The following is a 25,132-nucleotide window of genomic DNA, read 5'->3' as shown; positions in this document are numbered from 1 at the left end:
CACAATAATTATTGATTAGCCTTGAAACTAGAGTGTATGACTTAAACTGCCACATTATTAAGGATTAACATGAATCAACCCCTGAACATTGATTACTATTCTGATATTCTTTGTGTGTGGGCTTGGGTTGCACAACAACGTATTGAGGAGTTAAATCAAAAGTTAGAAAATAAAATTCATTTTAAATATCATTATCTCGATGTATTTGGTGATGTTCAAACAAAAATTGAGACGCAATGGAAACAGAAAGGTCAATATAATGGTTTTGCAGAGCATGTACATAAATCTGCATCTATCCGTGATGACGTTCCCACGAACTCAAAAATATGGACAGAAGTCAGACCGACAACGTCAGCCAATGCTCATTTAGTGCTTAAAGCCATTGAACTTATCTATGACAAAAACACCAGTATCAATATGGCATTGAAATTTCGGAGTGCATTTTTTATCGACGCATTGGATATTGGTAAGCTTGAAATACTTTATGAACTGGTTGATTTCTATGGGCTGGAACAGAAAAAAATCACCTCAAGCGTTCATGATGGTTCTGCTATAGCCGCATTAATGAGCAACTACCAAAAGTCAGCACAACAAAATCTACAAGGCAGTCCAAGTTATATTATCGACGAAGGTAGACAAATATTTTATGGTAACGTAGGTTATCGTGTTCTTCTTGCGAATATAGAAGCATTATTGTAAAAATCAGCAGTCGAGGCTAATTGGTGCTAAACAACCTTAGACTACCAGCTGTGGTTTTCTAAGCTCTACAAGATGCTATAAACACCTCTAGATCATTTTAACGTTTTAGAGTTATACCTCTTAGTTACTTCTGAGCTTATTCACTGAATATTCATATGTTTAATGGCATCTATGATATGCCAAAATGTAGCTACATTAGGTATCAGCTGATGTTTCATTGTGTTTTAAGTTAAATTGCGGATTAAAATATTTATAATGTGTACGCTATCGCACAGACACACTTTTAGATAAATTATAAATTGGATACAGAGTTTAGATTGATATGCCTTTAATGGGTAATCTTTGTCTTAATAAAATATTTTATGTTATTTATCTTGATGTTGCGGCTCATCATTAGGATGTCACTTTAGCTGAAAAATCACTAGGTAATTAAATAATGGAATTCAGTCATGATTAATACTAAATTTTCAGTAAATAAAATGATCACCACAATATGTTTAAGATAAAATTCAAGATTGCTACAGTTTTTTCCTGTTCAAACCAATGTCATATTGTAGCGTTAATACCTAAGTTGACGCGGCGTGATTGATGTAGAACCAGTCACACAATTTTATGAAAATACCTCGGAATTAATTTTAGTCTAATTTTTATGTCGCTTTACTGATATTTTACCAACTAAGATATTTACTTAAAATATGTAGATGTTTGCTAAAAGCTATTTACTAAAAATGAACAATAGCTCATAGCTGATTGTTAGCGCTTATTATTATTTAGATGTTATATCAACAACAAAAGGAAATTGACCATGAACAAAGACCAGATAGAAGGTTCAATAAAAGACGCTGCAGGCAAAGTGCAGCAAAAAATTGGTGAGATCGTTGGCAACCCGAAACAGCAGATGAAAGGGGTTCAGAAACAGATAAAAGGTAAAACTCAAAAAGCAATTGGTAATGTAAAAGAAGCGGCTAAGGATGCCGAAAAACACAGTTGATGTCAGAGGCTTTTACAATTAAGTAAGCACCTTAAGCATAAAGTTTGGCAGCTTTATGTGGGTATTTAAAAGGATCTTAGTCATATTGATAAAGATTTCTGGTTCGAGTTATATCCATAATGTCTAGGAGACTCTCATGAGTATAGGAACAATATTATTGGTGGTTTTGATTCTGATGCTGATCGGTGTGGCTCCGACTTGGCCACACAGTAAGAGCTGGGGGTACGGCCCGAGCGGTGGATTAGGTTTGGTAGTATTGATCCTCGTTATATTCCTTCTACTCGGTAAAATTTGAGCGATAAAGCCTAAGTGATGTATGACTTCAATATTGAGTCATCATTTCTAATTGCCGTAGGTAGCTAAAAATAGTGAGTGATGTTTTTAGTCGTTTAAAAATGGCTGACATCGCTCGTTTTTCTTGTACGGCAGTGCTCGCTATACTGAGATTGAAAGGTTCTATACGCCTAAGATTTACACGCGAGATATGGTTTACACGCAAGATATTTCGTTAAGGTAGCATTAGGTGAAGTCCTTCACGCTAAAAATGAAAGTCACTAAGTCCGTAGTAATACAGTTTGCACGCTAGTATTAAATGAGCTAAATGGTGCAATAACACATGCAGAGGTTTGTATTATAAGAACGGCAGCTTAGTGACTAAAGGCGTTTGCTCACGAAAATGGCTTGCTCAAACAGCCAGATTGAATACTTATTTGTGAACAATAGGTGTGTGAGCAACAGGTGTATCTGTAAAAAGGTAATGTTTTAGCTGTTTATCAAAGCTCGGATCTTGTCTCCTTATCCATTCTTGTAGCATTGCAGCATGTTCTTTTTCTTCGTCTCGATTATGTATAAGTATCTCTCTCAACTCATTATTTTTGCACGCATCAACTCTTTGGTTATACCAGTCTATTGCTTCAAGCTCTTCCATCAGTGATGTAAGTGCACGGTGCATGTCCTTGGTTTTATCGGTGAGTTCAGTAATGGGTTCATGATAACCTTCATTCGACATTGGGATTTCCTCGCTAAATGCAGATAGGATCGCTCACTATTGAGCGGTGATGATAATTGCAGATGATTGTCTGAACGCTATTTTCAACGAACAGACTTTGAATGCATTATTCTGCGACCTTAATCGTCGAGTGTCTGTTCGATGCCGTACTTAGTCAAAAATTTTTAGGCAGCTCGTTTAAAAGGATTGGAGAGGGCGCAGAAATACCACTGCGAATATTTGATTTAGCACTGGATATTACTTTGGATTTTGAACTTTGAGATATTTGGGAATGAATTTTAAATAAAAAAACAAAGGTAGATTAATTGTATTTAGCTTGATAAGCAGAGCGGGATTAATGAAATACATAATAAGAAATGGTACACCCGAGTGGACTCGAACCACCGACCCCTACCATGTCAAGGTAGTGCTCTAACCAACTGAGCTACGGGTGCACTGTTTGAATTTCAAATTTAGACTCTTTGAAGAGAGTGGTACACCCGAGTGGACTCGAACCACCGACCCCTACCATGTCAAGGTAGTGCTCTAACCAACTGAGCTACGGGTGCATTGCAAAATTTAACAAGCTATTCAAAAGCGTTGCGCCTTGGAACGAGCGCTATATTAGGGGCATAGCGCAGGGCTGGCAAGCAAAAAAAACAAATTTGTCGTCAAATGGTGAATTGCTGTGCAACTTGCCCAGTGTTTCAACAACGCCGCTGATAAAACCGCAATTTCTTATTCGCTTTACTTCAGAGAATGCATCGAAATCAAACTGATAAACCAAAAGGCGAGCACTGTCGCTCGCCATTAATGCAATCAATGGTGAACACTGTCACCTTCAATAAGGCTTAAATGCACGCCATGCTTTTGGATGTAACGCAGACGAATGAAAAATAACAGCGCTGCTGAGGTCAAGCCAGCAATCAATCCTGCCCAGAATCCATGGGCGCCCATCGCGGGAACGATATGGTCCGTATAAGCTAAGGTATAACCGAGTGACATACCAATGCCCCAGTAGGAAAACAGCGTGATATAAAAAGCGCTGCGTGTATCTTTATAACCGCGAAGAGCACCCGCTGCGACCACTTGAACTGAATCAGATAATTGATACAGGGCTGCCATCAACATCAAGCTGCCGGCTAAGGCAACCACTTCAGGATCACCATTATAAAGTTTCGCAATTTGGAATCTAAATAATACGGTCAAGACCGCTGTCGTTAGAGCAAGGGATAGTGCCAGCCATAAGCCCACTTTAGTGACCACAGCGGAAATATCGGCGCGATCACGGCCTAAGTAATAACCAATCCGAATCGATACCGCGATACCTATCGATAACGGCAGCATAAATACGATGGCAGAAAAGTTGAGCGCAATCTGGTGACTTGCGACCACTGTTGCGCCAAGTGGCGCGAGTAACAGCGCTATGATGGCAAATAAACTCACTTCAAAAAACAGCGCCATTGCTATCGGCATGCCGAGTTTGGTCATTTTCTTCATAGTTTCAAAGTCTGGACGATGAAATTTACTGAAGGGAGCTAAAGCCGCGAATTTTTTATGTAACTGCATGTAAATGGTCATGGCAACTAGCATGGCCCAGAATACGAGAGCAGTGGCGATACCACAGCCTGCGCCGCCCATGGCCGGTACGCCAAAGTGTCCATAAATAAAAATATAGTTAGCGGGGATATTTACGGTTAGACCGACAAAACCAATGACCATGGTCGGTAAGGTATAGGATATACCTTCACTGCAGCCACGTAGCACTTGATAAAGCACAAATGCGGGTGCGCCCCATAAAATACCGTCGAGATATCCTATGGTTAAGCGGTATAATTCGGGTTCTAAATCCATGTGGCTAAGCACAAAGGGCGCAGATGCGAGGAAAACCATCACGCCAATGCCGCCAATGATGGCAAGATAGGCACCTTGAAAGGCCAAAGGTTGGATGGCTTTTTGATTATTCGCTCCATTGTAGTGGGCAAATAAAGGCGTAAAAGCCATCAGTAAACCTTGGACGAACAGAATAGCGGGTAACCAAAGGCTAGTGCCGACCGCAACAGCGGCCATATCAACCGCGCTAACACGGCCCGCCATAACGGTATCAATAAAGCCCATCATGGTCTGAGTGACCTGAGCTATTAGCACCGGCAGCGCCAATTGGATTAAACGTTTGGCTTGATAGCCTGAATGATTCATAAATACAGCCTTTAACGATTAAGCGAGCAAAAAATGTTTACAGGTATAGTTCAAGCCACCTGCGAGGTGGTTGCAATACATAAGAAAGATGGCCTAAATACCCTTGAGGTAGCGTTCGAACCTGATTTGCATGAGGGACTTGCGATTGGTGCAAGTGTGGCAAATAACGGGGTATGTCTTACTGTGACTCAGGTCGTTGATGATAGGGTATTTTTCGACGTAGTGGAAGAGACCTTGCGACTGACGAATCTGGCTAATTTGTCTATAGGTCAAAGCGTTAATGTTGAGCGTTCGTTAACTTTTGGTAGTGAAATTGGTGGGCACATTCTCTCTGGACATATCCATACTAAGGCCAAAGTCATCGATATTAGCCATACAGAACAGCATTATGATCTGACACTGGGCATTGAGCCTAAATGGATGGATTACATTTTTTATAAAGGTTTTGTTGGCGTTAATGGCTGTAGTTTAACGGTTGGCGAGGTGAGTGACTCCGGTTTTAAGTTGCACTTAATTCCTGAAACCCTAAAACTGACCAATTTAAGTCAGTATAAAGTGGGTGATGAACTCAATATTGAGATCGACAGCCAAACACAAATTATCGTCGACACAGTCGAGCGCGTGCTGGCCAGGCGTTTTAACGAACAAGCACGTTAGTTTAGTGACATCGCAGCGTGTAGTGCAATCTCGTTTAATAGATTTGCTCGTCGTCTGAATCGATATACAGCTCAACCGTTCGTCTCGATTCATCGATGTGTAAGCGTAAGTGAATCGGATTACAACAAATTCGGCAGTCATCGTAATAATCTTGGTCTCCACAGCTGGCATCGATACTGATATCTTGATGGTGCCCGCAGTGGGGACAAGCAATAACTTTGTTCATGACTCTCATGGTGCAACTCCTTATCGCCAATAGAGCGAATCGCTCTGCTCAATCAACGCATCTCACACTTCGTACGCTTATATTGTCTGCGCTTTGACGATTTCGAAACCTGAGTGCGCTTTATGTGCTTCCTATTTGAGTATACAGCAGAGTGCAGTGCACTGACTTAGATGAAGTCGGTCTCAAAACGCAGCATGATAGACCTTCTGGTTAAATATTTTCTTGTTGGATCATTATCTCTTCTAAAAACTAGTCCTTTGCCGTCACTAACCCCTCCATTTCATTGCTGTGTAACACGCCATCGCGGGCATCTTGGGTAATATCCAGCGTTAAACGCTGCATCTGTTGCTCAAGTTCACTTTTAATATCAACGAGTAACACTTTAGTATCAATCAAAGATTTGCTTGTGATTTTCACCTGCGGCTCAGGTAAAGCGGTTGCTGTGTGCGTGAGTGTTACAGCCAGTAGAATGCAGTTCAACATATCAACTCCCTTGTCATGTTTTCAGTGATGCCCAATAAACTGGCGCTAGAATAGGGGAGTTAGATGACCAAGAAGTTACCAAGACACTGCAAAATCATGAATTTGCTTTTTGTTTCCAATCCCAATTCTGGTCAATATGCTTGCGCCTTTTAGTTACAATCCCTTAGAATAAACGCCCTGCTACGCAAGGCGGCTAAGACTCCTGTACTGTCTTAACCTAGCGAGCATTTCTCTTACATTAACTAAAACCAAGTGGCCCTACGTGTGGGTCACCACTGGAAAGGACATTTCATGCCTGTAATTACACTTCCCGATGGTAGCAAACGCGAGTTTGCCCATGCTGTATCGACCCTCGATGTTGCCGCTGATATTGGCCCTGGTTTAGCGAAAGCTTGTATCGCTGGCCGCGTTAATGGCGAATTAAAAGATGCTTGCGATCTCATTGAAACCGATGCTGAGCTATCAATCATTACCGCCAAAGACGAAGAAGGTGTTGAAATTCTTCGCCATTCTTGCGCGCATTTATTAGGTCACGCGATTAAGCAAATGTGGCCAGAAACCAAGATGGCGATTGGTCCTGTTATCGATAATGGCTTCTACTATGATATCGACCTTGAGCACAAGTTGACTCAAGATGACATCGACGCATTAGAAAAGCGCATGCTTCAACTGGCAAAAACCAACTATGACGTAGTAAAACGTGTCGTTAGCTGGCAAGAAGCCCGTGATACATTCGCTGCGCGCGGTGAAGATTATAAGATTGCCATTCTGGATGAGAACATCAGCAAAGACGCGACGCCTGCGCTGTATCATCACGAAGAATACACTGACATGTGTCGTGGACCGCACGTACCTAACATGCGTTTCTGCCAACATTTTAAATTAATGAGCATTGCCGGCGCTTATTGGCGTGGCAACTCAGAAAACAAGATGTTGCAACGTATCTATGGTACTGCTTGGGCCGACAAAAAAGCCCTTAGCACACACTTAACCCGTCTTGAAGAAGCGGCTAAGCGTGACCACCGTAAAATCGGTAAGCAGCTCGACTTGTATCACATGCAAGAAGAAGCACCGGGTATGGTGTTTTGGCATAACGACGGTTGGAGCATCTTCCTCGAATTAGAAAGATTCATTCGCCGTAAGCTAAACCAATACACTTACCAAGAAGTGAAAGGCCCATTAATGATGGACCGCGTGTTGTGGGAACGTTCTGGTCACTGGGATAAATACTCAGAAGCCATGTTCACGACCAGCAGCGAAAATCGCGAATACGCCATCAAGCCAATGAACTGCCCTGGCCACGTGCAGATCTTCAACCAAGGGTTGAAATCTTACCGCGATCTGCCATTGCGTATGGCTGAATTTGGTTGCTGTCACCGTAATGAACCTTCAGGCTCGTTACACGGATTAATGCGTGTACGTGGCTTTACGCAAGATGACGCCCATATTTTCTGTACTGACAGCCAAGTTCAAGAAGAAGTGAGTGCCTGTATCCAGATGGTTTACGATACTTACGCTACCTTCGGCTTTGAAAATATCGTAGTAAAACTGTCGACTCGCCCAGAGAAACGTATCGGTGACGATGCGATGTGGGACAGAGCGGAAGAAGCACTTAAGCAAGCTCTGCGTGCCAATAATATTGAATTCACTATTTTGCCAGGCGAAGGCGCATTCTACGGACCAAAAATCGAATTTACTTTACACGATTGTTTGGACCGAGCGTGGCAATGTGGTACTGTGCAGCTCGATTATGCGTTGCCAAGCCGTCTTGGTGCAACTTACGTTGCCGAAGATAACAGCCGTCAGACCCCAGTGATGATCCATCGTGCTATTTTAGGCTCTTTGGAACGATTCTTGGGTATCTTGATAGAAGAATATGCAGGACGTTTCCCAACTTGGTTAGCCCCAATGCAAGTTGTCGTGATGAATATCACCGATAAACAGGCTGATTATGTTGAAGAAGTCGTAAAATTCTTCAAAGAACAAGGTATTCGAGCGTCTTTTGACTTGAGGAATGAGAAAATAGGCTTTAAAATACGCGAGCACACCTTAAGGCGTGTCCCTTATTTGTTGGTCGTTGGCGATCAAGAAATGGAAAATAAGGAAGTAGCGGTGCGTACCCGTGATGGTATCGATTTAGGTAAGATGCGACTTGAAGATTTCGCCACTAAAATCCATCAACAGATTTCGCTCCGTAGTCTCAAATTGTTGGAGGAATAGGTCATAAAGATCAAAAAAACAGCAGGGCGTCAGCCGGCCCCTAATAGAATCAATGAAGAAATCACAGGTGTACCAGAAGTACGCTTAACAGGCATTGATGGTGAAGCTATTGGTGTGGTAAGCATCAGAGATGCTCAGAATTTGGCAGATGAAGCAGGTGTAGACCTAGTAGAAATCAGCCCAAATGCTGAACCTCCAGTATGTCGCATTATGGACTACGGTAAGTTCCTTTTTGATAAGGCTAAGTCAGCCAAGGAACAAAAGAAGAAGCAAAAGCAGGTTCAGGTCAAGGAAATTAAATTCCGTCCTGGAACTGACGAAAACGACTATCAGGTAAAACTACGCAACCTGATACGTTTTCTGGAAGACGGGGACAAAGCGAAGATTACGCTTCGTTTCCGAGGTCGCGAAATGGCACACCAAAACCTGGGTATGGATCTATTGAACCGTATCAAGGCTGATTTGGACGAGTATGCGGTTGTTGAATCTTTCCCGAAAATGGAAGGCCGACAAGCAATTATGGTGCTAGCGCCTAAAAAGAAATAAGTAGGGCAAAACTTAAAGTAGCAAAGGTCTATGGCCTTTGCTCGCCTTGCTTTTTATTAAACATCCCAATGCGGAGTTTTAGAAATGCCTAAAATGAAAACAGACAAGGGTGTAGCGAAGCGTTTTAAGAAAACCGCTAATGGTTTCAAGCGCAAGCAAGCACACTTACGTCACATTTTGACGAAAAAAAGCACTAAACGTAAACGTCACTTACGTGCCAAATGTTTAGTATCAAAAGCTGACGTTCCAGCAATCGCGCGTCAATTACCTTACGCTTAATTTAGGAGATTAGAAAATGCCAAGAGTTAAGCGTGGTGTAACCGCTCGTGCTCGTCACAAGAAAGTTTTAAAACTAGCTAAAGGTTATTATGGCGCTCGTAGCCGTACTTACCGTGTTGCTGTTCAAGCAGTAACTAAAGCTGGTCAATATGCTTACCGTGACCGTCGTCAGAAAAAACGTCAATTCCGTCAACTTTGGATTGCACGTATTAATGCTGCCGCTCGTCAAAATGGTCTGTCTTACAGCCGTTTCATCAACGGTCTGAAAAAGGCGTCTATCGAAATCGATCGTAAGATTTTGGCTGACATCGCTGTATTCGATAAAGTTGTATTTGCAACTTTAGTTGAAAAAGCAAAAGAAGCATTAAACTAAGAAATTAGTTTGTTGCTGTAGAGAAGGGACCATTTGGTCCCTTTTTTTGTGCGCCATTTTTGGCTTAACGAAATGATTTTACTTACCTAAGAACTTATATAAGTACTATCTAAGTGGTGCGGAATTAAGAATCGCAAAGGAAAGAAATGTGCGTGCGTGAACAATATTAATTGGCACAGCCTGCAAAAAATTTTGCTATTGCTTAACGATTTTGGCCTAAAAAAATAGCAGGCTAAGCCTGCTATTCGTTGAAAAATCGAGTCTAGTTATTTTTTAGCGTCTAAATAACGCTCTGCATCGAGTGCGGCCATACAGCCTGTGCCGGCAGAAGTAATGGCTTGACGATAATGTTGGTCCATCACATCACCACAGGCATAAACACCTTCGATACTTGTTTGCGTGGCGTTACCTTGCAAGCCACTCTGAACTTTTAAATAACCGTGGTTCATTTCCAACTGGCCTTCAAAAATACCGGTATTAGGGCTGTGACCAATGGCGACGAACACGCCAGCAACAGCTAAGTCAGTTATCGAGCCATCTTTAGTGCTCTTCATCTTTAGACCTGTCACACCCATGGCATCACCAACCACTTCATCCATGGTTTGATCTAAGTGAAGGATGATGTTGCCATTGGCGACTTTGTCCATCAGACGGTCGATCAAGATTTTTTCTGAGCGGAAGGTGTCACGGCGATGGATGAGGTGAACTTCAGCAGCAATATTGCTTAAATATAATGCTTCTTCAACGGCGGTATTGCCGCCACCGATCACAGCGACTTTTTGATTGCGATAGAAGAAGCCATCACAGGTTGCACAGGCTGATACACCGCGACCTTTGAAAGCTTCTTCTGACTCTAACCCTAAGTAACGGGCAGAAGCGCCAGTTGCGATGATCAGCGCATCACAGGTGTACTCGCCGTTATCGCCTTTCAGACGGAAAGGGCGCTCGGTAAGGGTTACTTCGTTGATATGATCGAACAAGATTTCAGTATCGAACTTTTCAGCATGCTTCTGCATACGTTCCATCAAGGCCGGACCTGTTAAGTCGTCCGCATCGCCTGGCCAGTTTTCAACTTCAGTCGTCGTGGTTAATTGACCGCCTTGCTGCATACCTGTGATCATCACAGGTTTTAAATTCGCACGCGCAGCATAAACGGCTGCGGTATATCCTGCTGGGCCTGAACCCAAAATCAATAAGTTACAATGTCTGACCTGGCTCATTTTTATCTCCGTGCCTTTAGCAAATTGCAAGGATTGTAGGGAATTTACCTGTGGGGGTAAAGTGTTGGAGGGCGATTCTTTTAGATTGCACTAATCGAGTCCATCCGTTTTAGTATGGAGAGTGTCAGTTTTACTTTACTGTGAATAAATAGCTTAAGTGTGAACCACGAAATGAAGCACGGGATGAGCTTGTATAAATATGATGGTCCGATCGTAGTGGAGCCTATTTCTACCCAATAAAAAATCGGCCTCAATAGTATCGAGACCGATTTGAATTACATACTAAGTAAAGCCAGCTTAAATCCACATAAAAAGTTAAGTTAATTAAAAACTTATACTAATAGTGTCGCAGGAGATGTGAACGCTAAGTTTAGGGCGTGAGCCACTTCCTTACACACCACTTTACCGTGCATGACGTTTAAGCCATTAAGAAAATGCTTGTCTTGCAACAGCGCTTCTTTATAGCCTAAATTTGCTAACTTGAGAATGTACGGTAAGGTTGCATTATTAAGCGCAAATGTTGAAGTACGAGCGACCGCACCAGGCATATTTGCAACACAGTAATGCACAACATCATCAACGATATAGGTAGGATCTTGGTGAGTAGTTGCATGTGAAGTTTCAACACAACCGCCTTGATCGATCGCCACGTCAACGATAGCGCTGCCAGGCTTCATACGTGAAATCATGCTACGAGTAACCAATTTGGGCGCCGCAGCACCTGGAATTAGTACACCACCGATTACAAGATCGGCTTCAATAACATGACGTTCAATTGCATCCGCAGTTGAGTAAATGGCTTTTACAGCAGAACCGAATTGCACATTTAAACGACGTAGAGCATCAATACTGCGATCAAGCACAACAACATCAGCACCCATACCAACTGCCACTTGTGCTGCATTAGTACCAACCATACCGCCGCCAATAATGACGACTTTAGCAGGCTCAACCCCCGGTACGCCGCCCAATAACATACCGCGGCCACCAGAAGATTTCTCTAATGCCATAGCACCAGCTTGGATTGACATACGACCAGCGACTTCAGACATAGGAGCAAGCAAAGGCAGGCCACCACGATCGTCTGTCACAGTTTCGTAAGCGATACATACGGCACCACTTTTGATTAAATCTTCAGTTTGCGGTAAATCTGGAGCAAGATGCAGATAAGTAAATAAAATCTGATCGTGACGCAACATAGCGCGTTCAACTGCTTGAGGCTCTTTTACTTTTACAATCATCTGCGCTTTAGCAAAAACTTCAGCAGCAGTCGCTAAAATTGTGGCGCCAGCATCAATATAATCTTGATCTGAAAAACCAATACCTATGCCTGCATTTGTTTCAACAAAAACGTCGTGACCTTTGATCGCCAACTCGCGAACACTAGAAGGAACCATACCGACACGATATTCGTGGTTTTTAATTTCCTTGGGAACACCAATAATCATCTTTGAGCCTCAATTGCCTGAAATCCCACTTTTAATGGGCATAATTGTTATTTTATCGTGACCTGAACGTGATTAATTCAGGGATATCTAGTATAGTATCGGCGACGCAGTTTATGCTGCTGAACTTTCGGCATACGTAGAATAAAATGTTGTTTTAGTGATAAAGCAAGGTTAAATAAATGGCATATAATAAAAAGAGTCCTGTAAAAGACTTGGATCGCATCGATCGCAACATTCTTAATGAACTACAACTTGATGGCCGCATTTCAAATGTGGAATTGTCAAAAAGAGTCGGACTAAGTCCAACTCCGTGTTTAGAAAGAGTAAAACGTCTCGAAAAGCAAGGTTACATCAATGGCTATACCGCATTGGTGAATCCTCATTTCTTGGGTGCATCCCTACTGGTATTCGTGGAAATCACATTAAGCCGTGATACTCCCGAAGTGTTTGATAAGTTTAACCGTGCAGTGCAACTACTCGATGATATTCAAGAATGTCATCTGGTTTCAGGCGATTTTGACTACTTACTGAAAACTCGTGTTTCAGATATGTCGGCTTATCGTCGCTTGTTAGGTGAAACTTTATTGAAATTACCTTCTGTTTCCGACACGCGTACTTATGTTGTGATGGAAGAAGTTAAGCACACCAGTCGTGTAGCGATAAATCATCTACTCTCAGATATCTAAATTACCCTGATTGTTTGGTTTTACAATAAGGGGCTTAGGCCCCTTATTTATCAGTAACGTCGATATATCCATCTCATTTAACGCTTATTGCTATTAGCCTTGTATTGCCCTTAAGTTTGCTAACTTAGGGGCTTCTTTTTGTGGCATTTTTAAACAAATTTGTTAACGGAAGTGTTTGTGTAATAACTCATTCCTTCCCCAAAGCACACTAAAACACCTCAATAGACCAAATTTTGCCAATCATGACCAATTCTGTATAGAAAAACAGGCTAATGTGCTCCACATTTAGTGGGATTCTGGTATCGTTAGCCCACCTGTTTTCACTTTTATGGATTACGTCGTTTGTCTCAAGGAAATAGTGTACGCACGCTCACTGGCCTGCAACGTCTGCTGGAAGGCGGACTCATCATTTGTTGTGTTCTCGCCACTTATATTTTGCTCGCATTGACGAGTTTTAGTCCGTCTGATCCTGGTTGGAGTCAGTCGCATTTTCAAGGCGATATTAAAAACTGGACCGGAGCAGTAGGGGCTTGGATTGCCGATATTCTGTTATATTTCTTCGGCGTTACGGCTTATATCATGCCAATCATTGTCGCATCGACGGGTTGGTTATTGTTCAAACGTGCCCATCATTTACTTGAAATTGATTACTTTTCAGTGGCCCTGAGATTGATAGGATTTTTACTGATCATCCTTGGGTTCTCTGCGTTGGCGAGCATGAATGCCAACAATATCTACGAGTTTTCGGCAGGCGGAGTGGCGGGTGATGTGATCGGTCAAGCCATGTTGCCGTATTTTAATAAACTCGGCACTACCTTATTACTGCTGTGTTTCTTGGGCTCAGGCTTTACGCTGTTGACTGGGATTAGCTGGCTGACTGTGGTCGAGAAAATCGGCTTAGTCTCTATTTGGATTTATAAAAAGTTAAAATTATTGCCGCAAGCGATGAAGCGTGAGCATGAAACCGAGGATACCCGCGGTTTTATGTCCGTGGTGGATAAGTTTAAACAGCGCCGTGAATCCCAATATGTGCTAGAAAAGCCCCCCATAGTTGAAAAGCCTAAGGTGCGTGACCGTCATATTGGTCGTAGAGCTGAGATAACCCCAACGCTATATGCTGCCACTGATGATATGGTCATTGAACCAGAAGGTATTATTACCGAAACTGAGAATAATTCGTCGCCAAAAAATAAACTATCGGCGCTTGCAAAAATTCTGAGCTTGAATGGCAGTAAAAGTAAGAGTGCACAACGGGTTGAGCCACAAATCGATAATGATGATTTGGCCGCCCATGGCAATTTTGAAGCACCACCTTGGTTAGCTAAACCTCAGCATTCAAATGCCGATGAGCAAGACAGTGCCGATTTAAATTCGCATTCATTCGATCATGATGACAATGAGCCTGTGTTTAGCAGTCAAGCATTTACAGAAGATGAAGACGATGAAAGTCTAGGTTTTAGCGATGATGACGTCATTGATTTTGATACTAAAGTGTCAACAGGTGCAGTGAATCAAGCGCAGCGTAATAAGCAAGATCAAAAAGCTAAAATTGTCGATGGCATTGTGGTATTGCCAGGACAAGAAGAAAAACTCGCACCGAAAAAACCGATGGATCCTCTGCCGAGTATTAACTTGCTCGACATACCTGACCGTAAGAAGAATCCGATCAGTCCAGAGGAATTGGATCAAGTCGCTCGCCTTGTTGAGCTTAAATTGGCCGATTTCAACATCATCGCCAATGTAGTGGGTGTGTATCCAGGTCCTGTGATCACACGCTTTGAATTAGAATTAGCGCCGGGCGTTAAAGCGTCAAAAATCTCTAATCTATCAAAGGATTTAGCTCGTTCATTACTAGCTGAAAGTGTGCGCGTGGTTGAAGTTATTCCGGGTAAGGCTTATGTCGGACTCGAATTGCCCAATAAATTCCGCGAAACCGTGTTTATGCGCGATGTGTTAGATTGTGCCGCCTTTACTGAGAGTAAATCCAACTTAACTATGGTGTTAGGCCAAGATATTGCTGGTGACCCCGTTGTTGTTGATCTTGGTAAAATGCCACATTTATTGGTAGCCGGTACTACAGGCTCTGGTAAGTCTGTGGGTGTAAACGTGATGATCACCAGCTTACTGTATAAGTCTGGCCCAGAAGATGTACGCTTTATCATGATCGACCCCAAGATGTTGGAATTGTCTGTCTATGAAGGTATTCCGCATTTGCTATGTGAAGTCGTGACCGACATGAAAGAAGCTGCCAATGCGCTGCGTTGGTGTGTCGGCGAGATGGAACGTCGCTACAAGCTGATGTCTATGATGGGCGTACGTAACATCAAGGGCTATAACGCTAAAATTGCCGAGGCGAAGGCCAATGGCGAAGTGATTTTAGATCCTATGTGGAAGTCTTCTGACAGCATGGAGCCAGAAGCGTCTGCGTTAGATAAGCTGCCATCGATTGTTGTCGTTGTCGATGAATTTGCTGACATGATGATGATTGTTGGTAAAAAAGTTGAAGAGTTGATTGCCCGTATTGCCCAAAAAGCGCGTGCCGCAGGCATACATTTAATTCTTGCAACCCAAAGACCGTCAGTGGATGTGATCACTGGTTTGATTAAGGCCAACATTCCCACACGTATGGCGTTCCAAGTGTCATCGCGTATCGATTCGCGCACCATTTTAGATCAACAGGGTGCCGAAACCTTGCTTGGTATGGGTGACATGTTATTTTTGCCACCGGGTACTGCGGTACCGAATCGTGTTCATGGTGCGTTCGTTGATGATCATGAAGTTCACCGTGTCGTTGCCGATTGGTGCGCCCGTGGCAAACCGCAATATATCGAAGAAATCCTCAACGGTGCCAGTGATGGTGAACAAGTATTATTGCCTGGTGAAACCGCTGAATCAGACGAAGAATACGATCCGTTATACGATGAAGCAGTCGCCTTTGTGACTGAAACTCGTCGCGGCTCGATTTCAAGCGTACAGCGTAAATTTAAGATTGGTTATAACCGTGCAGCCCGCATTATTGAACAGATGGAAGCACAAGGTATTGTTTCTGCTCAAGGCCACAACGGTAACCGTGAAGTCTTAGCGCCGCCAGCACCAAAACATTATTAAGCCGCGCTAAGGCGTAGCTTTGATACACCCAAGGGTTTTACAGGGTAAGGAATAAAATGAAAAAACGATTATGCGCTGTGTTGTTAGCTTCACCTTTGCTATTTAGCGCGGCTGTGTTTGCCGATGATGCGCAGCAGCTCAGGGAAAAATTGATTGGTACCGCGTCACTAAAAGCCGATTTCAAACAAACCGTAACAGATGTCAATAAAAAGGTTATTCAAACAGGGTCTGGCATTTTTGCCTTAGCGTATCCGAATCAATTTTATTGGCATTTAACCCAGCCCGATGAATCGCAGATTGTCGCTGATGGTAAAGATTTGTGGATCTACAATCCTTTCGCCGAAGAGGTGGTCATCATGGATTTTGCTGAAGCAATCAATGCATCTCCCATCGCATTGCTCGTCCACCGCGACGATGCGACTTGGTCACAGTATTCAGTGTCCAAGAAACAAGATTGCTATGAGATCAAACCTAAGGCGATTGATTCGGGCATATTGTCCGTCAATGTGTGTTTCAAAAATGCCCAGTTAGTCAACTTTAATGTTGCCGATGATAAAGGTAATTTAAGCCTGTTTGATTTAAGCAATCAGCAAGCCATCACAAATAAAGACAAAGCCTTGTTCACCTTTGTGATCCCAGACAGCGTCGATGTTGATGATCAACGTCGTAAAGCAGCGCATTAGGCTATCGCGTGAGCAGTTTATCGTTTAATTTTGCGCCCGACTTTCGTCCCTTGGCCGCGCGCATGCGGCCAAGAACGATTGGCGAGTACATAGGTCAAGCCCATTTACTGGGTGATGGCCAACCACTACGCAAAGCATTGGAAGCAGGGCGCGCCCATTCCATGATGTTGTGGGGACCGCCGGGCACAGGTAAAACAACCTTAGCCGAATTAATCGCACATTATTCAAATGCTCACGTTGAACGCATTTCCGCGGTCACCTCTGGCGTTAAGGACATTCGCGCCGCGATTGAGCAAGCAAAAGCCGTTGCAGAATCCCGTGGCCAACGTACTCTATTGTTTGTCGATGAAGTCCACCGATTCAATAAGAGTCAGCAGGATGCCTTTCTGCCATTTATTGAAGATGGCACAGTGATCTTTATCGGCGCGACCACAGAAAATCCGTCTTTTGAAATCAATAATGCCTTACTCTCGCGGGCAAGGGTCTATCTTATCAAGCGCTTAAGCCATGATGAAATCGCCCATATAGTGACTCAAGCCTTAAACGATAACGAGCGCGGTTTAGGCCTACGACAATTTGTAATGCCGACCGATGTGCTCACCACATTGGCACAACTTTGTGATGGTGATGCCCGTAAAGCGTTAAATCTTATTGAGTTGATGAGTGATATGCTCATCGACGGTGGCACCTTTACCAGTGAAATGTTAATTCAAGTGGCGGGGCACCAAGTTGCTGGTTTTGATAAGAACGGCGATCAGTTTTACGATCTTATTTCAGCGGTGCATAAATCCATCCGTGGCTCGGCACCCGATGCGGCTTTATATTGGTTTTGTCGAATTCTAGAGGGCGGCGGCGATCCGCTTTACGTGGCAAGGCGCTTACTGGCGATTGCCTCTGAAGATGTGGGCAATGCCGATCCTGCGGCGATGACAATCGCACTGAATGCCTGGGATTGTTTTCACCGTGTTGGCCCCGCCGAAGGTGAGCGAGCAATAGCACAAGCCATTGTTTATCTTGCCAGCGCGCCGAAGAGCAACGCTGTGTATACCGCATTTAAGGCGGCGCGTGCGTTAGCTCGCGAAACAGGACAAGTCGAAGTACCGCACCATTTACGCAATGCACCGACTCAGTTAATGAAAGACATCGGCATGGGAGCTGGGTATCGATATGCCCACGATGAAGCCAATGCCTATGCCAGTGGTGAAAATTATTTCCCCGAATCCCTGCAAACAGCACAGTTTTATTTTCCGACTGAGCGAGGGTTTGAGAAGCGGATCAAAGATAAATTGGCGCAATTAGCCCAGTTAGATCAAGCCAGTGAGAACAAAAGATATGACTAACATCTTATTAGTGGCTTTCGGCGGGTCAATTGGAGCAGTTTTACGCTATCTTATTTCAATATTCATGATCCAAGTATTTGGCAGCAGTTTTCCTTTTGGTACACTGTTGGTTAATGTTATAGGTTCATTTTTTATGGGCGTAATTTACGCTCTGGGGCAAATGAGTCATATCAGCCCTGAACTCAAAGCGCTTATAGGTATCGGTCTATTAGGTGCTTTGACAACGTTTTCGACTTTCTCTAATGAAACCTTGTTGCTGATGCAAGAAGGGGATTGGCTGAAGGCGATTTTGAATGTGGTGTTGAATCTAAGTCTATGTTTATTCATGGTGTACTTAGGTCAACAACTGGTTTTTTCTCGCATTTAACTATTAAGAATATATCACATGTTAGATCCTAAATTTTTGCGCAACGAATTAGAAGTTACCGCTGAGCGACTGGCTACCCGTGGCTTTATTTTAGACATAGCTCATCTCATTCAATTAGAAGAAAAGCGTAAGTCACTGCAAGTGGCTACCGAAGAATTACAAGCGTCGCGTAATGCCATCTCCAAATCTATTGGCCAAGCTAAAGCCCGTGGTGAAGATGTTGACGCGATCATGGCGCAAGTGGGCGATTTAGGTTCACAGTTGGATGCCAAAAAGATTGAACTGGCCGCCGTACTTGAAGAAGTCAATGCCATTGCCATGTCTATGCCTAACCTGCCTGATGAATCAGTACCAATGGGTGCCGATGAAACAGAGAACGTTGAAGTGAGACGTTGGGGGACGCCACGCACTTTTGATTTCCCGATTAAAGATCATATCGATTTAGGTGAAGGCTTAAACGGCTTAGATTTTAAAAATGCCGTTAAAATTACTGGCTCACGTTTCATCGTGATGAAAGGCCAAGTCGCCCGCTTAAATCGCGCCATTGGTCAGTTCATGTTGGACTTACATACCACAGAGCACGGTTATACCGAAGCCTATGTGCCATTACTGGTTAACGAGGCAAGCTTACTCGGCACAGGCCAGCTACCTAAGTTTGGTGAAGACTTATTCCACACTAAACCTGCGACTGAAGAAGGCCAAGGCTTGAGCCTTATCCCAACCGCAGAAGTGCCATTAACGAACTTAGTTCGCGATAGCATTGTTGATGAAGACGAGCTGCCAATAAAGTTAACTGCGCATACTGCATGTTTCCGCAGCGAAGCGGGCTCATACGGCAAAGATACCCGTGGTCTGATCCGTCAGCACCAATTCGATAAAGTTGAAATGGTGCAAATTGTTAAGCCTGAAGATTCAATGGCGGCACTTGAAGCGCTGACTGGTCATGCTGAAACAGTGTTGCAGCGTTTAGGTTTACCGTATCGAACTGTGATTTTATGTACTGGCGATATGGGCTTTGGCTCAAGCAAAACCTACGACATCGAAGTCTGGTTACCAGCACAAAATACCTATCGTGAGATTTCTTCTTGCTCAAACATGAAGGATTTCCAAGCCCGTCGTATGCAAGCACGTTACCGCGTGAAAGCAGATAATAAGCCTGCGCTATTGCATACGTTAAACGGCTCAGGTTTAGCTGTAGGTCGTACTTTAGTGGCTATTTTAGAAAACTATCAAAATGCTGATGGTAGTATCACAGTCCCTGAAGTTCTGCGTCCTTACATGGGCGGTTTGACTCAAATAGGCTAATGGAACACAAAATAATACTATGGATAAAGGCCAGCGCTATCTCCGTTGGCTTTCCTATACCGCTGTGATTGCAGTATTTTTTGCTGTAATGCTCGCCACCGTAGGCAAAGCCATCTGGGTTGTGTTAGAAAACGTCAAATAACCCTATCAACTTTGTTCAAGTAAAAAGAAAGGCATGTTTCCCAAGGGAACATGCCTTTTTGTTTGTGTCATGTTTACGTGATGACTTAACCCTTTGCCATTAAATACACTTAGCTGGTTTGGGCAGGCCAGCGATTTTCGTTGCTTGTTTCGCAGGTCCAATCGGGAATAGGGTATATAAGTATTTTGAATTGCCTTTGTCTGGTCCTAAGGCTTGGCCAATGGCTTTAACTAATACACGGATAGCAGGGCTCGTTTTATATTCGAGATAGAAATCTCGAACAAAGTTAATCACTTCCCAATGGGCTGGCGTAAGTACAATTTGCTCTTCTGCCGCTAACAACAGGGCCATATCGGGTTGCCAATCGTTAAGATTTTTTAAATAACCTTGATGGTCACGGGCGATTTCTGCGCCATTAAATTGCAATGGATTTACCACGTTATCACCTTGTCATGGAGTAATGATTGAGCCACAAACTCATTGTAATCGATAAGCATGACGTTCTTTAAACGTTCGGATAGGCCACGTGCGACAACATCGTCTTTTAAGACCATCAACTTGAAGGGCGATAATGCCATTGCCCACTGGCGCAGCAGTAACGCGTTAACGCCATCGCTCGATAATAAAATCGCATCTTCCTTACAGGCGTAACGTAAACAAAGTTTCAGCGCGCTATCTCGACTGGGAGATGTTTGAATATGATGTAAAATCATTAGAATACTAAGACCTCATCCACTTGGTTTAAATGGGCTGCGATGGCTTCATCGTTGACGACTGTCACTGGGATCGACAGTAAGCCATGGCTTAAGCCGTAATCGGCTAAGGATTGCTTACAGACAAATACAGATCCAATATCATACAGCGGCAGTGCTTTAAAGGTGGAGATGTAATCTTTAGCACCGATAAGCTCAGGCAGTTGATCTTTAATCAAATGCAACACACCTTCATCCACAAACACTAAACTCACTTCTTGTTCGAAGCTAGCGCTAAGCAGGGCAAGATCTAAACCTTCGCGGCCACGAACAGTACCATGTGGCGAGCAGCGAAATAGAATACACAATTTTTTCATAGTAGCCCTGAGAGTTAAAAACTGATCAAACGATCGGCCGATTCAATACCTGTGATTAGCTCACCTAAACCGCCCATGATAAATGACTCGCCCACATTCCAGTGGCTTAGGCCATTCTCGCTGGCATCTTGCTGACTCACAATGCCACGACGTAGCGCTGCAGAAACGCAATTGACTAACGGGACCTGATGGGATTGCGCCAGCTGTTTCCAGTCACTGATCACATCATTTTCATCGGAGGCGGGTAAGCTTAAATCTGTGGAGTTATACACGCCATCTTGATAAAAAAACACACAGATAATCTGATGCCCAGCTAAAAGTGCAGCTTGGGAGAAGCGTAAGGCATTAACACTCGCCGACGTGCCATAAGCGGGCCCGTTCACTTGGATAATAAATTTGCTCATTTAAAATAAAAATGGCCCTAAAAGTAGGGCCATTCTAACGCAAGTTAAGCTAAAAATCGCTAACTAGGATTAGTCATCGTTGCCTATGCCCATCAGGTGCAACAGCGCGATGAAGAGGTTTAAGAAGTCTAGGTATAACGAGATAGTCGCGCGAATGTAATTAGTTTCGCCGCCATTGACGATACGGCTAGTATCAAACAGGATAAAACCTGTCATCAGTAACGCCAAGCCCGCGTTAATTGCCATAAAGGCAACACTGTTACCCATAAAAATATTAATCACAGCGGCGGCGATCACCACAATCAAGCCGGCAAATAAGAATCCACGTAAGAAAGAGAAATCTTTCTTAGTGGTCACGGCATAGGCTGATAACGCAACAAAAATCACTGACGTTAACCCCAGTGCTTGCATGATCAGCTGTGGACCGTTTGCCATACCCGCGTAGTGATTGAGCATGTAGCCCAGTGAAGCACCTTCCATACCCGTAAAGGCAAACACCCAGAAGATACCCGCTGCAGACTCGGCTTTACGTAAAGTGACAAACAACAGTACTAGGCCACCAATCGATAAACCAATGGAGACTAACGGACTGATATTTAATGCCATTGCTAAACCCGCACACAGGGCAGAGAAGGCCAATGTCATCGATAACAGCATATAAGTGTTTTTAAGAAGTTTGTTGACTTCCAGTGTTGACGCACTCGTCGAATATAAGGTTTCTTGGGTCATGTTGATCTCCGTTGACACATTTCCAAACTGATCATTTTGATTTTTTACAGCACACTAAGTTCCCGTAAAATCCTAAAATGAACTTAACTGGTGCAATGATACCGTACATGAGATACGGGTGAAAGTCATAGAACCATGAATAACAAATTGTTAATCTTCAAAATTTTACTCAATTATTTATTTCAACTTTAACTGCAAAGCAAAAAAATAAGATTCTTGTATCTGCGTCTTCATCCACTATGAAGGTAAAAATTTAGTCTGTACATAAGCAGACGGTACACAATCACACTCAATGCTGATTTCAATGACTAGATCAGCATATTGAGTTTAAACCAAGCTTAAGCCAGCCACTCTTTGTGCAATTTTTCAGTATCGCCAAGATATTCCAGCACCCAAGCGAGTGCAGGCGACATCTTGTCAGCATTCCACGCCAAGCAACAAGGGCTTGTCTGCTTTGGATTTTCCAGTTGTTTTTCAACAAGCGCACCCGCCTTAATAAACACGCTCGCTAAATGCACTGGCATATAACCGACGCCTAAACCTTCGCGGAAACAGTTAATGGCACGGATCCAATCAGGTACGACTAACCTGCGTTGATTCTCTAGCAACCAAGTCATACGTTTTGGAATTTCCCGAGAAGTATCTTCTAAACAAATCGAGGGAAAAGGGCGCAGCTCATCGTCACTTAATGGGCGGTCAATACTGGCCAAGGGATGATTTTTACTAACAAGAAACGCCCACTCAATATCCCCCATGTCTTTATATTGGTAAACACCACCGACTGGAATTGCGGTTGTCGCACCAATAGCAATATCACTGCGACCCGTGGCGAGCGCTTCCCAAACCCCGTTAAAGACCTCAATGCGAATAATTAATTCAATATCATGGAAGTGTCGATAAAAGTCAGCAATTAATACGCTGATCCTGTCGGCACGGACGATATTATCAAGGGCTATGGACAAGGTGGGTTGCCAACCATTTGCCACGCGCTGAGTGCCACGTTTCATCTCGTCCATCTGCGTGAGCAAGGTTCTGGCTTGCTTCACAAAATGTTCACCCGCTGGTGTTAAGGTTACACTGCGATGATGCCGTTCAAAAAGAATGACGCCGAGTTCTTCTTCTATTTGCTTGACCGCGTAGCTCACGGCAGAGGGCACTTTATGTAGCCGATTCGCCGCCGCGGTGAAACTACCTACACGAGCCACAATATCAATGAGTTCTAGCGCTTGTTCTGAGAGCATAACTGACGTCCATTCCAATGAAAATAATTGATAGCACAAGTCAAAAATAAACGTTTCCAATAAATTTAACAAGTCTTTAGACTGCACACTTTAGTCAATCCGACCCGATTATTTTATGAAAACGTCTAGTAACACCTTTGTAAACATAAAGTTCTTTATGTTTCTATTCTATTTAGCCATGTTGAGCATGCTTGGCTTTATTGCCACTGACATGTATTTGCCTGCTTTCAAAGCAATTGAAGGCTCATTTGACAGCACACCATCACAGGTGGCGATGTCACTGACCTGTTTCCTTGCGGGTCTTGCCTTAGGTCAGCTGCTTTACGGCCCGTTAGTCAATAAAATCGGCAAACGTTGGGCACTGATCTTTGGCCTTGTTTTATTTGCCATTGCTAGCGTGTTTATTGCCAACAGTGATTCTATATTAATGCTCAATACCGCGCGCTTCTTCCAAGCCATTGGCGCCTGTAGTGCAGGGGTTATTTGGCAAGCTATTGTGGTTGAACAATATGATGCCGATAAAGCCCAAGGTATTTTCAGCAACATTATGCCATTGGTCGCATTATCGCCTGCATTAGCACCGATCCTTGGCGCTTATATTCTGAACGAATTAGGCTGGCGTGCAATCTTTATCTCCTTGTGTGTTATCGCATTTCTGCTGGTATTGATGACCTTGTACTTTGTTCCAGGCAAGAGTCAACATAAACACAGTGAACATGCTGCAGTATCTTATGGGCAAATTTTGAAAAACACCCGCTATTTAGGCAACGTCGTGATCTTCGGTGCCTGTTCCGGTGCTTTCTTTGCCTACCTAACTGTGTGGCCGATTGTGATGGAAATGCACGGTTATCAAGCGACTGAAATTGGGTTAAGTTTTATCCCGCAAACCATCATGTTTATTGTCGGTGGTTATGCGAGTAAGTTACTGATAAAACGTATTGGCGGGCATCAAACACTGAATATCTTGTTGTCGATTTTCGCTGCCTGTGTTATTTCAATCATCATGTTCACGCTGATTTATCCTGCGAGCACGATTTTCCCACTGCTTATTTCGTTCTCGATTTTGGCCGCAGCTAATGGCGCCATTTACCCGATAGTCGTAAACAGCGCGCTACAGCAGTTTAGTCAGAATGCCGCTAAGGCCGCAGGATTACAGAACTTCTTACAGATCAGCATTGCCTTTGGTGCATCAAGCTTAGTCGCTATGTGGGCAAGTCTTGGTGAAGTGGCGATTGGTTGGGGTATCCTATGTTGCGCTATTTTAGTTGTGGTCGGCTATATACTTAAGAGTCAACAAGAGTGGGGCGACTTTGCCAAACATTTCACTAAGCCAGATCCCGCACGGGTAGGCATAATGTCCGATGTGAAGCAAAATCCAGCGGATTGAGTGTAATAGCAACAATTGGTGCATAATTGAGAGTTAGTGCTTTACAGTCAACAGACTTACTTATATTATGCGCCTCGTTCGGAGGGGTGGCAGAGTGGTTTAATGCACCGGTCTTGAAAACCGGCGTGGGTTTATAGCCCACCCAGGGTTCAAATCCCTGCTCCTCCGCCATATTTAGTCAAAAAGCCGCTAAGCAATTAGCGGCTTTTTGCATTTTAGCTATTTTAGCCTTGCGTTTCTGATTCGAAATGCAGCGCCTCAGCTATATTTCACAAGCAAGACCATCAGCAATGATGACTTTTTTGTTTGTATTATTTAACTCTAGATTTCCTCATTCAACAT

General features: G+C 43.5%; 28 protein-coding genes and 3 tRNA genes. 17 read left to right on the top strand and 14 right to left on the bottom strand.

What is annotated here, in order from left to right:
• The first annotated feature begins 69 nt into the window (after positions 1–69).
• The 3 genes from L5M37_RS03915 to L5M37_RS03905 all read left to right on the top strand — a co-directional run bounded on the left by L5M37_RS03915 (position 70) and on the right by L5M37_RS03905 (position 1,985).
• The gene (locus L5M37_RS03915) at positions 70–699 is read left to right on the top strand and encodes a DsbA family protein (RefSeq protein WP_263199457.1); all 630 of its coding nucleotides are present in this window, start codon (positions 70–72) and stop codon (positions 697–699) included.
• A gap of 805 nt (positions 700–1,504) precedes the next feature.
• Positions 1,505–1,690: a CsbD family protein gene (locus L5M37_RS03910; protein WP_028759929.1), complete on the top strand. Its 186-nt coding sequence runs from the start codon at positions 1,505–1,507 to the stop codon at positions 1,688–1,690.
• A 142-nt stretch (positions 1,691–1,832) separates the two neighbouring features.
• Entirely contained in the window at positions 1,833–1,985 is a 153-nt protein-coding gene (locus L5M37_RS03905; protein ID WP_311981184.1) for a DUF3309 family protein, read from the top strand.
• Positions 1,986–2,396: 411 nt separating this feature from the next.
• Here the strand turns inward: L5M37_RS03905 and L5M37_RS03900 are convergent, their stop codons facing one another.
• From L5M37_RS03900 to L5M37_RS03885, 4 genes are all read right to left on the bottom strand, one after another.
• Complete coding sequence (locus tag L5M37_RS03900; protein WP_028759930.1) at positions 2,397–2,699, bottom strand: encapsulin-associated ferritin-like protein; 303 nt, start codon at positions 2,697–2,699, stop codon at positions 2,397–2,399.
• Between the two features lie 357 nt (positions 2,700–3,056).
• Positions 3,057–3,133, bottom strand: a tRNA-Val gene (locus tag L5M37_RS03895).
• A 37-nt stretch (positions 3,134–3,170) separates the two neighbouring features.
• Positions 3,171–3,247 (bottom strand) — tRNA-Val (locus L5M37_RS03890).
• 250 nt (positions 3,248–3,497) lie between these two features.
• Positions 3,498–4,877: an MATE family efflux transporter gene (locus L5M37_RS03885; RefSeq protein WP_263199455.1), complete on the bottom strand. Its 1,380-nt coding sequence runs from the start codon at positions 4,875–4,877 to the stop codon at positions 3,498–3,500.
• 33 nt (positions 4,878–4,910) lie between these two features.
• On the opposite strand from L5M37_RS03885, the gene L5M37_RS03880 reads away from it, so the two are divergent.
• Positions 4,911–5,534, top strand: a complete 624-nt coding sequence (locus L5M37_RS03880) for a riboflavin synthase (RefSeq protein WP_028759933.1) — start codon at positions 4,911–4,913, stop codon at positions 5,532–5,534.
• Positions 5,535–5,568: 34 nt separating this feature from the next.
• Here L5M37_RS03880 and L5M37_RS03875 read toward each other — a convergent pair whose 3' ends face one another.
• On the bottom strand, positions 5,569–5,769 hold the full coding sequence (locus L5M37_RS03875) for a CPXCG motif-containing cysteine-rich protein (RefSeq protein ID WP_028759934.1): 201 nt from the start codon (positions 5,767–5,769) through the stop codon (positions 5,569–5,571).
• 240 nt (positions 5,770–6,009) lie between these two features.
• Positions 6,010–6,243, bottom strand: coding sequence for a hypothetical protein (locus tag L5M37_RS03870; protein ID WP_263199453.1), 234 nt, complete (start codon positions 6,241–6,243; stop codon positions 6,010–6,012).
• A gap of 291 nt (positions 6,244–6,534) precedes the next feature.
• On the opposite strand from L5M37_RS03870, the gene thrS reads away from it, so the two are divergent.
• From thrS to rplT, 4 genes are all read left to right on the top strand, one after another.
• Complete coding sequence (gene thrS / locus L5M37_RS03865; RefSeq protein WP_028759936.1) at positions 6,535–8,463, top strand: threonine--tRNA ligase; 1,929 nt, start codon at positions 6,535–6,537, stop codon at positions 8,461–8,463.
• A 3-nt stretch (positions 8,464–8,466) separates the two neighbouring features.
• Positions 8,467–9,009 (top strand): translation initiation factor IF-3, encoded by a 543-nt coding sequence (gene infC / locus L5M37_RS03860; RefSeq protein ID WP_012089240.1) that lies wholly within the window; start codon positions 8,467–8,469, stop codon positions 9,007–9,009.
• An 84-nt stretch (positions 9,010–9,093) separates the two neighbouring features.
• Positions 9,094–9,288 carry a 50S ribosomal protein L35 gene (gene rpmI / locus L5M37_RS03855; RefSeq protein WP_006081653.1) on the top strand — a complete coding sequence of 65 codons (195 nt, stop codon included), beginning with the start codon at positions 9,094–9,096 and terminating at the stop codon, positions 9,286–9,288.
• A 16-nt stretch (positions 9,289–9,304) separates the two neighbouring features.
• Entirely contained in the window at positions 9,305–9,661 is a 357-nt protein-coding gene (gene rplT / locus L5M37_RS03850; protein WP_006081652.1) for a 50S ribosomal protein L20, read from the top strand.
• Between the two features lie 266 nt (positions 9,662–9,927).
• Here the strand turns inward: rplT and trxB are convergent, their stop codons facing one another.
• Entirely contained in the window at positions 9,928–10,881 is a 954-nt protein-coding gene (gene trxB / locus L5M37_RS03845; protein ID WP_007647644.1) for a thioredoxin-disulfide reductase, read from the bottom strand.
• 332 nt (positions 10,882–11,213) lie between these two features.
• Positions 11,214–12,329 carry an alanine dehydrogenase gene (ald, locus tag L5M37_RS03840; RefSeq protein ID WP_028759938.1) on the bottom strand — a complete coding sequence of 372 codons (1,116 nt, stop codon included), beginning with the start codon at positions 12,327–12,329 and terminating at the stop codon, positions 11,214–11,216.
• 179 nt (positions 12,330–12,508) lie between these two features.
• Here ald and lrp point away from each other — a divergent pair, with 179 nt between their 5' ends.
• From lrp to L5M37_RS03805, 7 genes are all read left to right on the top strand, one after another.
• On the top strand, positions 12,509–13,015 hold the full coding sequence (gene lrp / locus L5M37_RS03835; RefSeq protein WP_006081649.1) for a leucine-responsive transcriptional regulator Lrp: 507 nt from the start codon (positions 12,509–12,511) through the stop codon (positions 13,013–13,015).
• A 342-nt stretch (positions 13,016–13,357) separates the two neighbouring features.
• Positions 13,358–16,123, top strand: coding sequence for a DNA translocase FtsK (locus L5M37_RS03830; protein ID WP_263199451.1), 2,766 nt, complete (start codon positions 13,358–13,360; stop codon positions 16,121–16,123).
• A 56-nt stretch (positions 16,124–16,179) separates the two neighbouring features.
• Complete coding sequence (gene lolA / locus L5M37_RS03825; RefSeq protein ID WP_028759940.1) at positions 16,180–16,806, top strand: outer membrane lipoprotein chaperone LolA; 627 nt, start codon at positions 16,180–16,182, stop codon at positions 16,804–16,806.
• 8 nt (positions 16,807–16,814) lie between these two features.
• Positions 16,815–18,146, top strand: a complete 1,332-nt coding sequence (locus tag L5M37_RS03820) for a replication-associated recombination protein A (protein WP_263199449.1) — start codon at positions 16,815–16,817, stop codon at positions 18,144–18,146.
• On the top strand, positions 18,139–18,513 hold the full coding sequence (gene crcB, locus L5M37_RS03815; RefSeq protein ID WP_028759942.1) for a fluoride efflux transporter CrcB: 375 nt from the start codon (positions 18,139–18,141) through the stop codon (positions 18,511–18,513). Before L5M37_RS03820 ends, crcB begins: the two co-directional genes overlap by 8 nt.
• 18 nt (positions 18,514–18,531) lie before the next feature.
• Positions 18,532–19,818 carry a serine--tRNA ligase gene (serS, locus tag L5M37_RS03810; RefSeq protein WP_028759943.1) on the top strand — a complete coding sequence of 429 codons (1,287 nt, stop codon included), beginning with the start codon at positions 18,532–18,534 and terminating at the stop codon, positions 19,816–19,818.
• Positions 19,819–19,837: 19 nt separating this feature from the next.
• Complete coding sequence (locus L5M37_RS03805) at positions 19,838–19,960, top strand: hypothetical protein (RefSeq protein ID WP_028759944.1); 123 nt, start codon at positions 19,838–19,840, stop codon at positions 19,958–19,960.
• 99 nt (positions 19,961–20,059) lie between these two features.
• On the opposite strand, the gene L5M37_RS03800 is transcribed toward L5M37_RS03805, so the two are convergent.
• The 6 genes from L5M37_RS03800 to punR form a co-directional block, all read right to left on the bottom strand.
• The gene (locus L5M37_RS03800; RefSeq protein ID WP_105252498.1) at positions 20,060–20,398 is read right to left on the bottom strand and encodes a TusE/DsrC/DsvC family sulfur relay protein; all 339 of its coding nucleotides are present in this window, start codon (positions 20,396–20,398) and stop codon (positions 20,060–20,062) included.
• Positions 20,392–20,673, bottom strand: coding sequence for a sulfurtransferase complex subunit TusB (tusB, locus tag L5M37_RS03795; protein ID WP_105252497.1), 282 nt, complete (start codon positions 20,671–20,673; stop codon positions 20,392–20,394). Before tusB ends, L5M37_RS03800 begins: the two co-directional genes overlap by 7 nt.
• The gene (gene tusC / locus L5M37_RS03790; RefSeq protein WP_105252496.1) at positions 20,673–21,029 is read right to left on the bottom strand and encodes a sulfurtransferase complex subunit TusC; all 357 of its coding nucleotides are present in this window, start codon (positions 21,027–21,029) and stop codon (positions 20,673–20,675) included. Before tusC ends, tusB begins: the two co-directional genes overlap by 1 nt.
• Before the next feature lie 14 nt (positions 21,030–21,043).
• Entirely contained in the window at positions 21,044–21,433 is a 390-nt protein-coding gene (gene tusD / locus L5M37_RS03785; protein ID WP_028759948.1) for a sulfurtransferase complex subunit TusD, read from the bottom strand.
• Between the two features lie 69 nt (positions 21,434–21,502).
• Entirely contained in the window at positions 21,503–22,162 is a 660-nt protein-coding gene (locus tag L5M37_RS03780) for a Bax inhibitor-1/YccA family protein (protein ID WP_028759949.1), read from the bottom strand.
• 338 nt (positions 22,163–22,500) lie between these two features.
• Positions 22,501–23,403, bottom strand: a complete 903-nt coding sequence (punR, locus tag L5M37_RS03775; protein WP_028759950.1) for a DNA-binding transcriptional activator PunR — start codon at positions 23,401–23,403, stop codon at positions 22,501–22,503.
• Between the two features lie 115 nt (positions 23,404–23,518).
• Between punR and punC the strand changes: the two genes are divergently transcribed.
• Positions 23,519–24,790 carry a purine nucleoside transporter PunC gene (punC, locus tag L5M37_RS03770; protein ID WP_263199448.1) on the top strand — a complete coding sequence of 424 codons (1,272 nt, stop codon included), beginning with the start codon at positions 23,519–23,521 and terminating at the stop codon, positions 24,788–24,790.
• Between the two features lie 80 nt (positions 24,791–24,870).
• Positions 24,871–24,961, top strand: a tRNA-Ser gene (locus L5M37_RS03765).
• Positions 24,962–25,132 lie beyond the last annotated feature (171 nt).

This window comes from Shewanella sp. SM69 (assembly GCF_025653985.1).
Lineage (GTDB): Bacteria > Pseudomonadota > Gammaproteobacteria > Enterobacterales > Shewanellaceae > Shewanella > Shewanella oncorhynchi.
The sequence above is the reverse complement of the archived record's forward strand: the minus strand, read 5'-3'. Positions and strand labels throughout refer to the sequence as shown.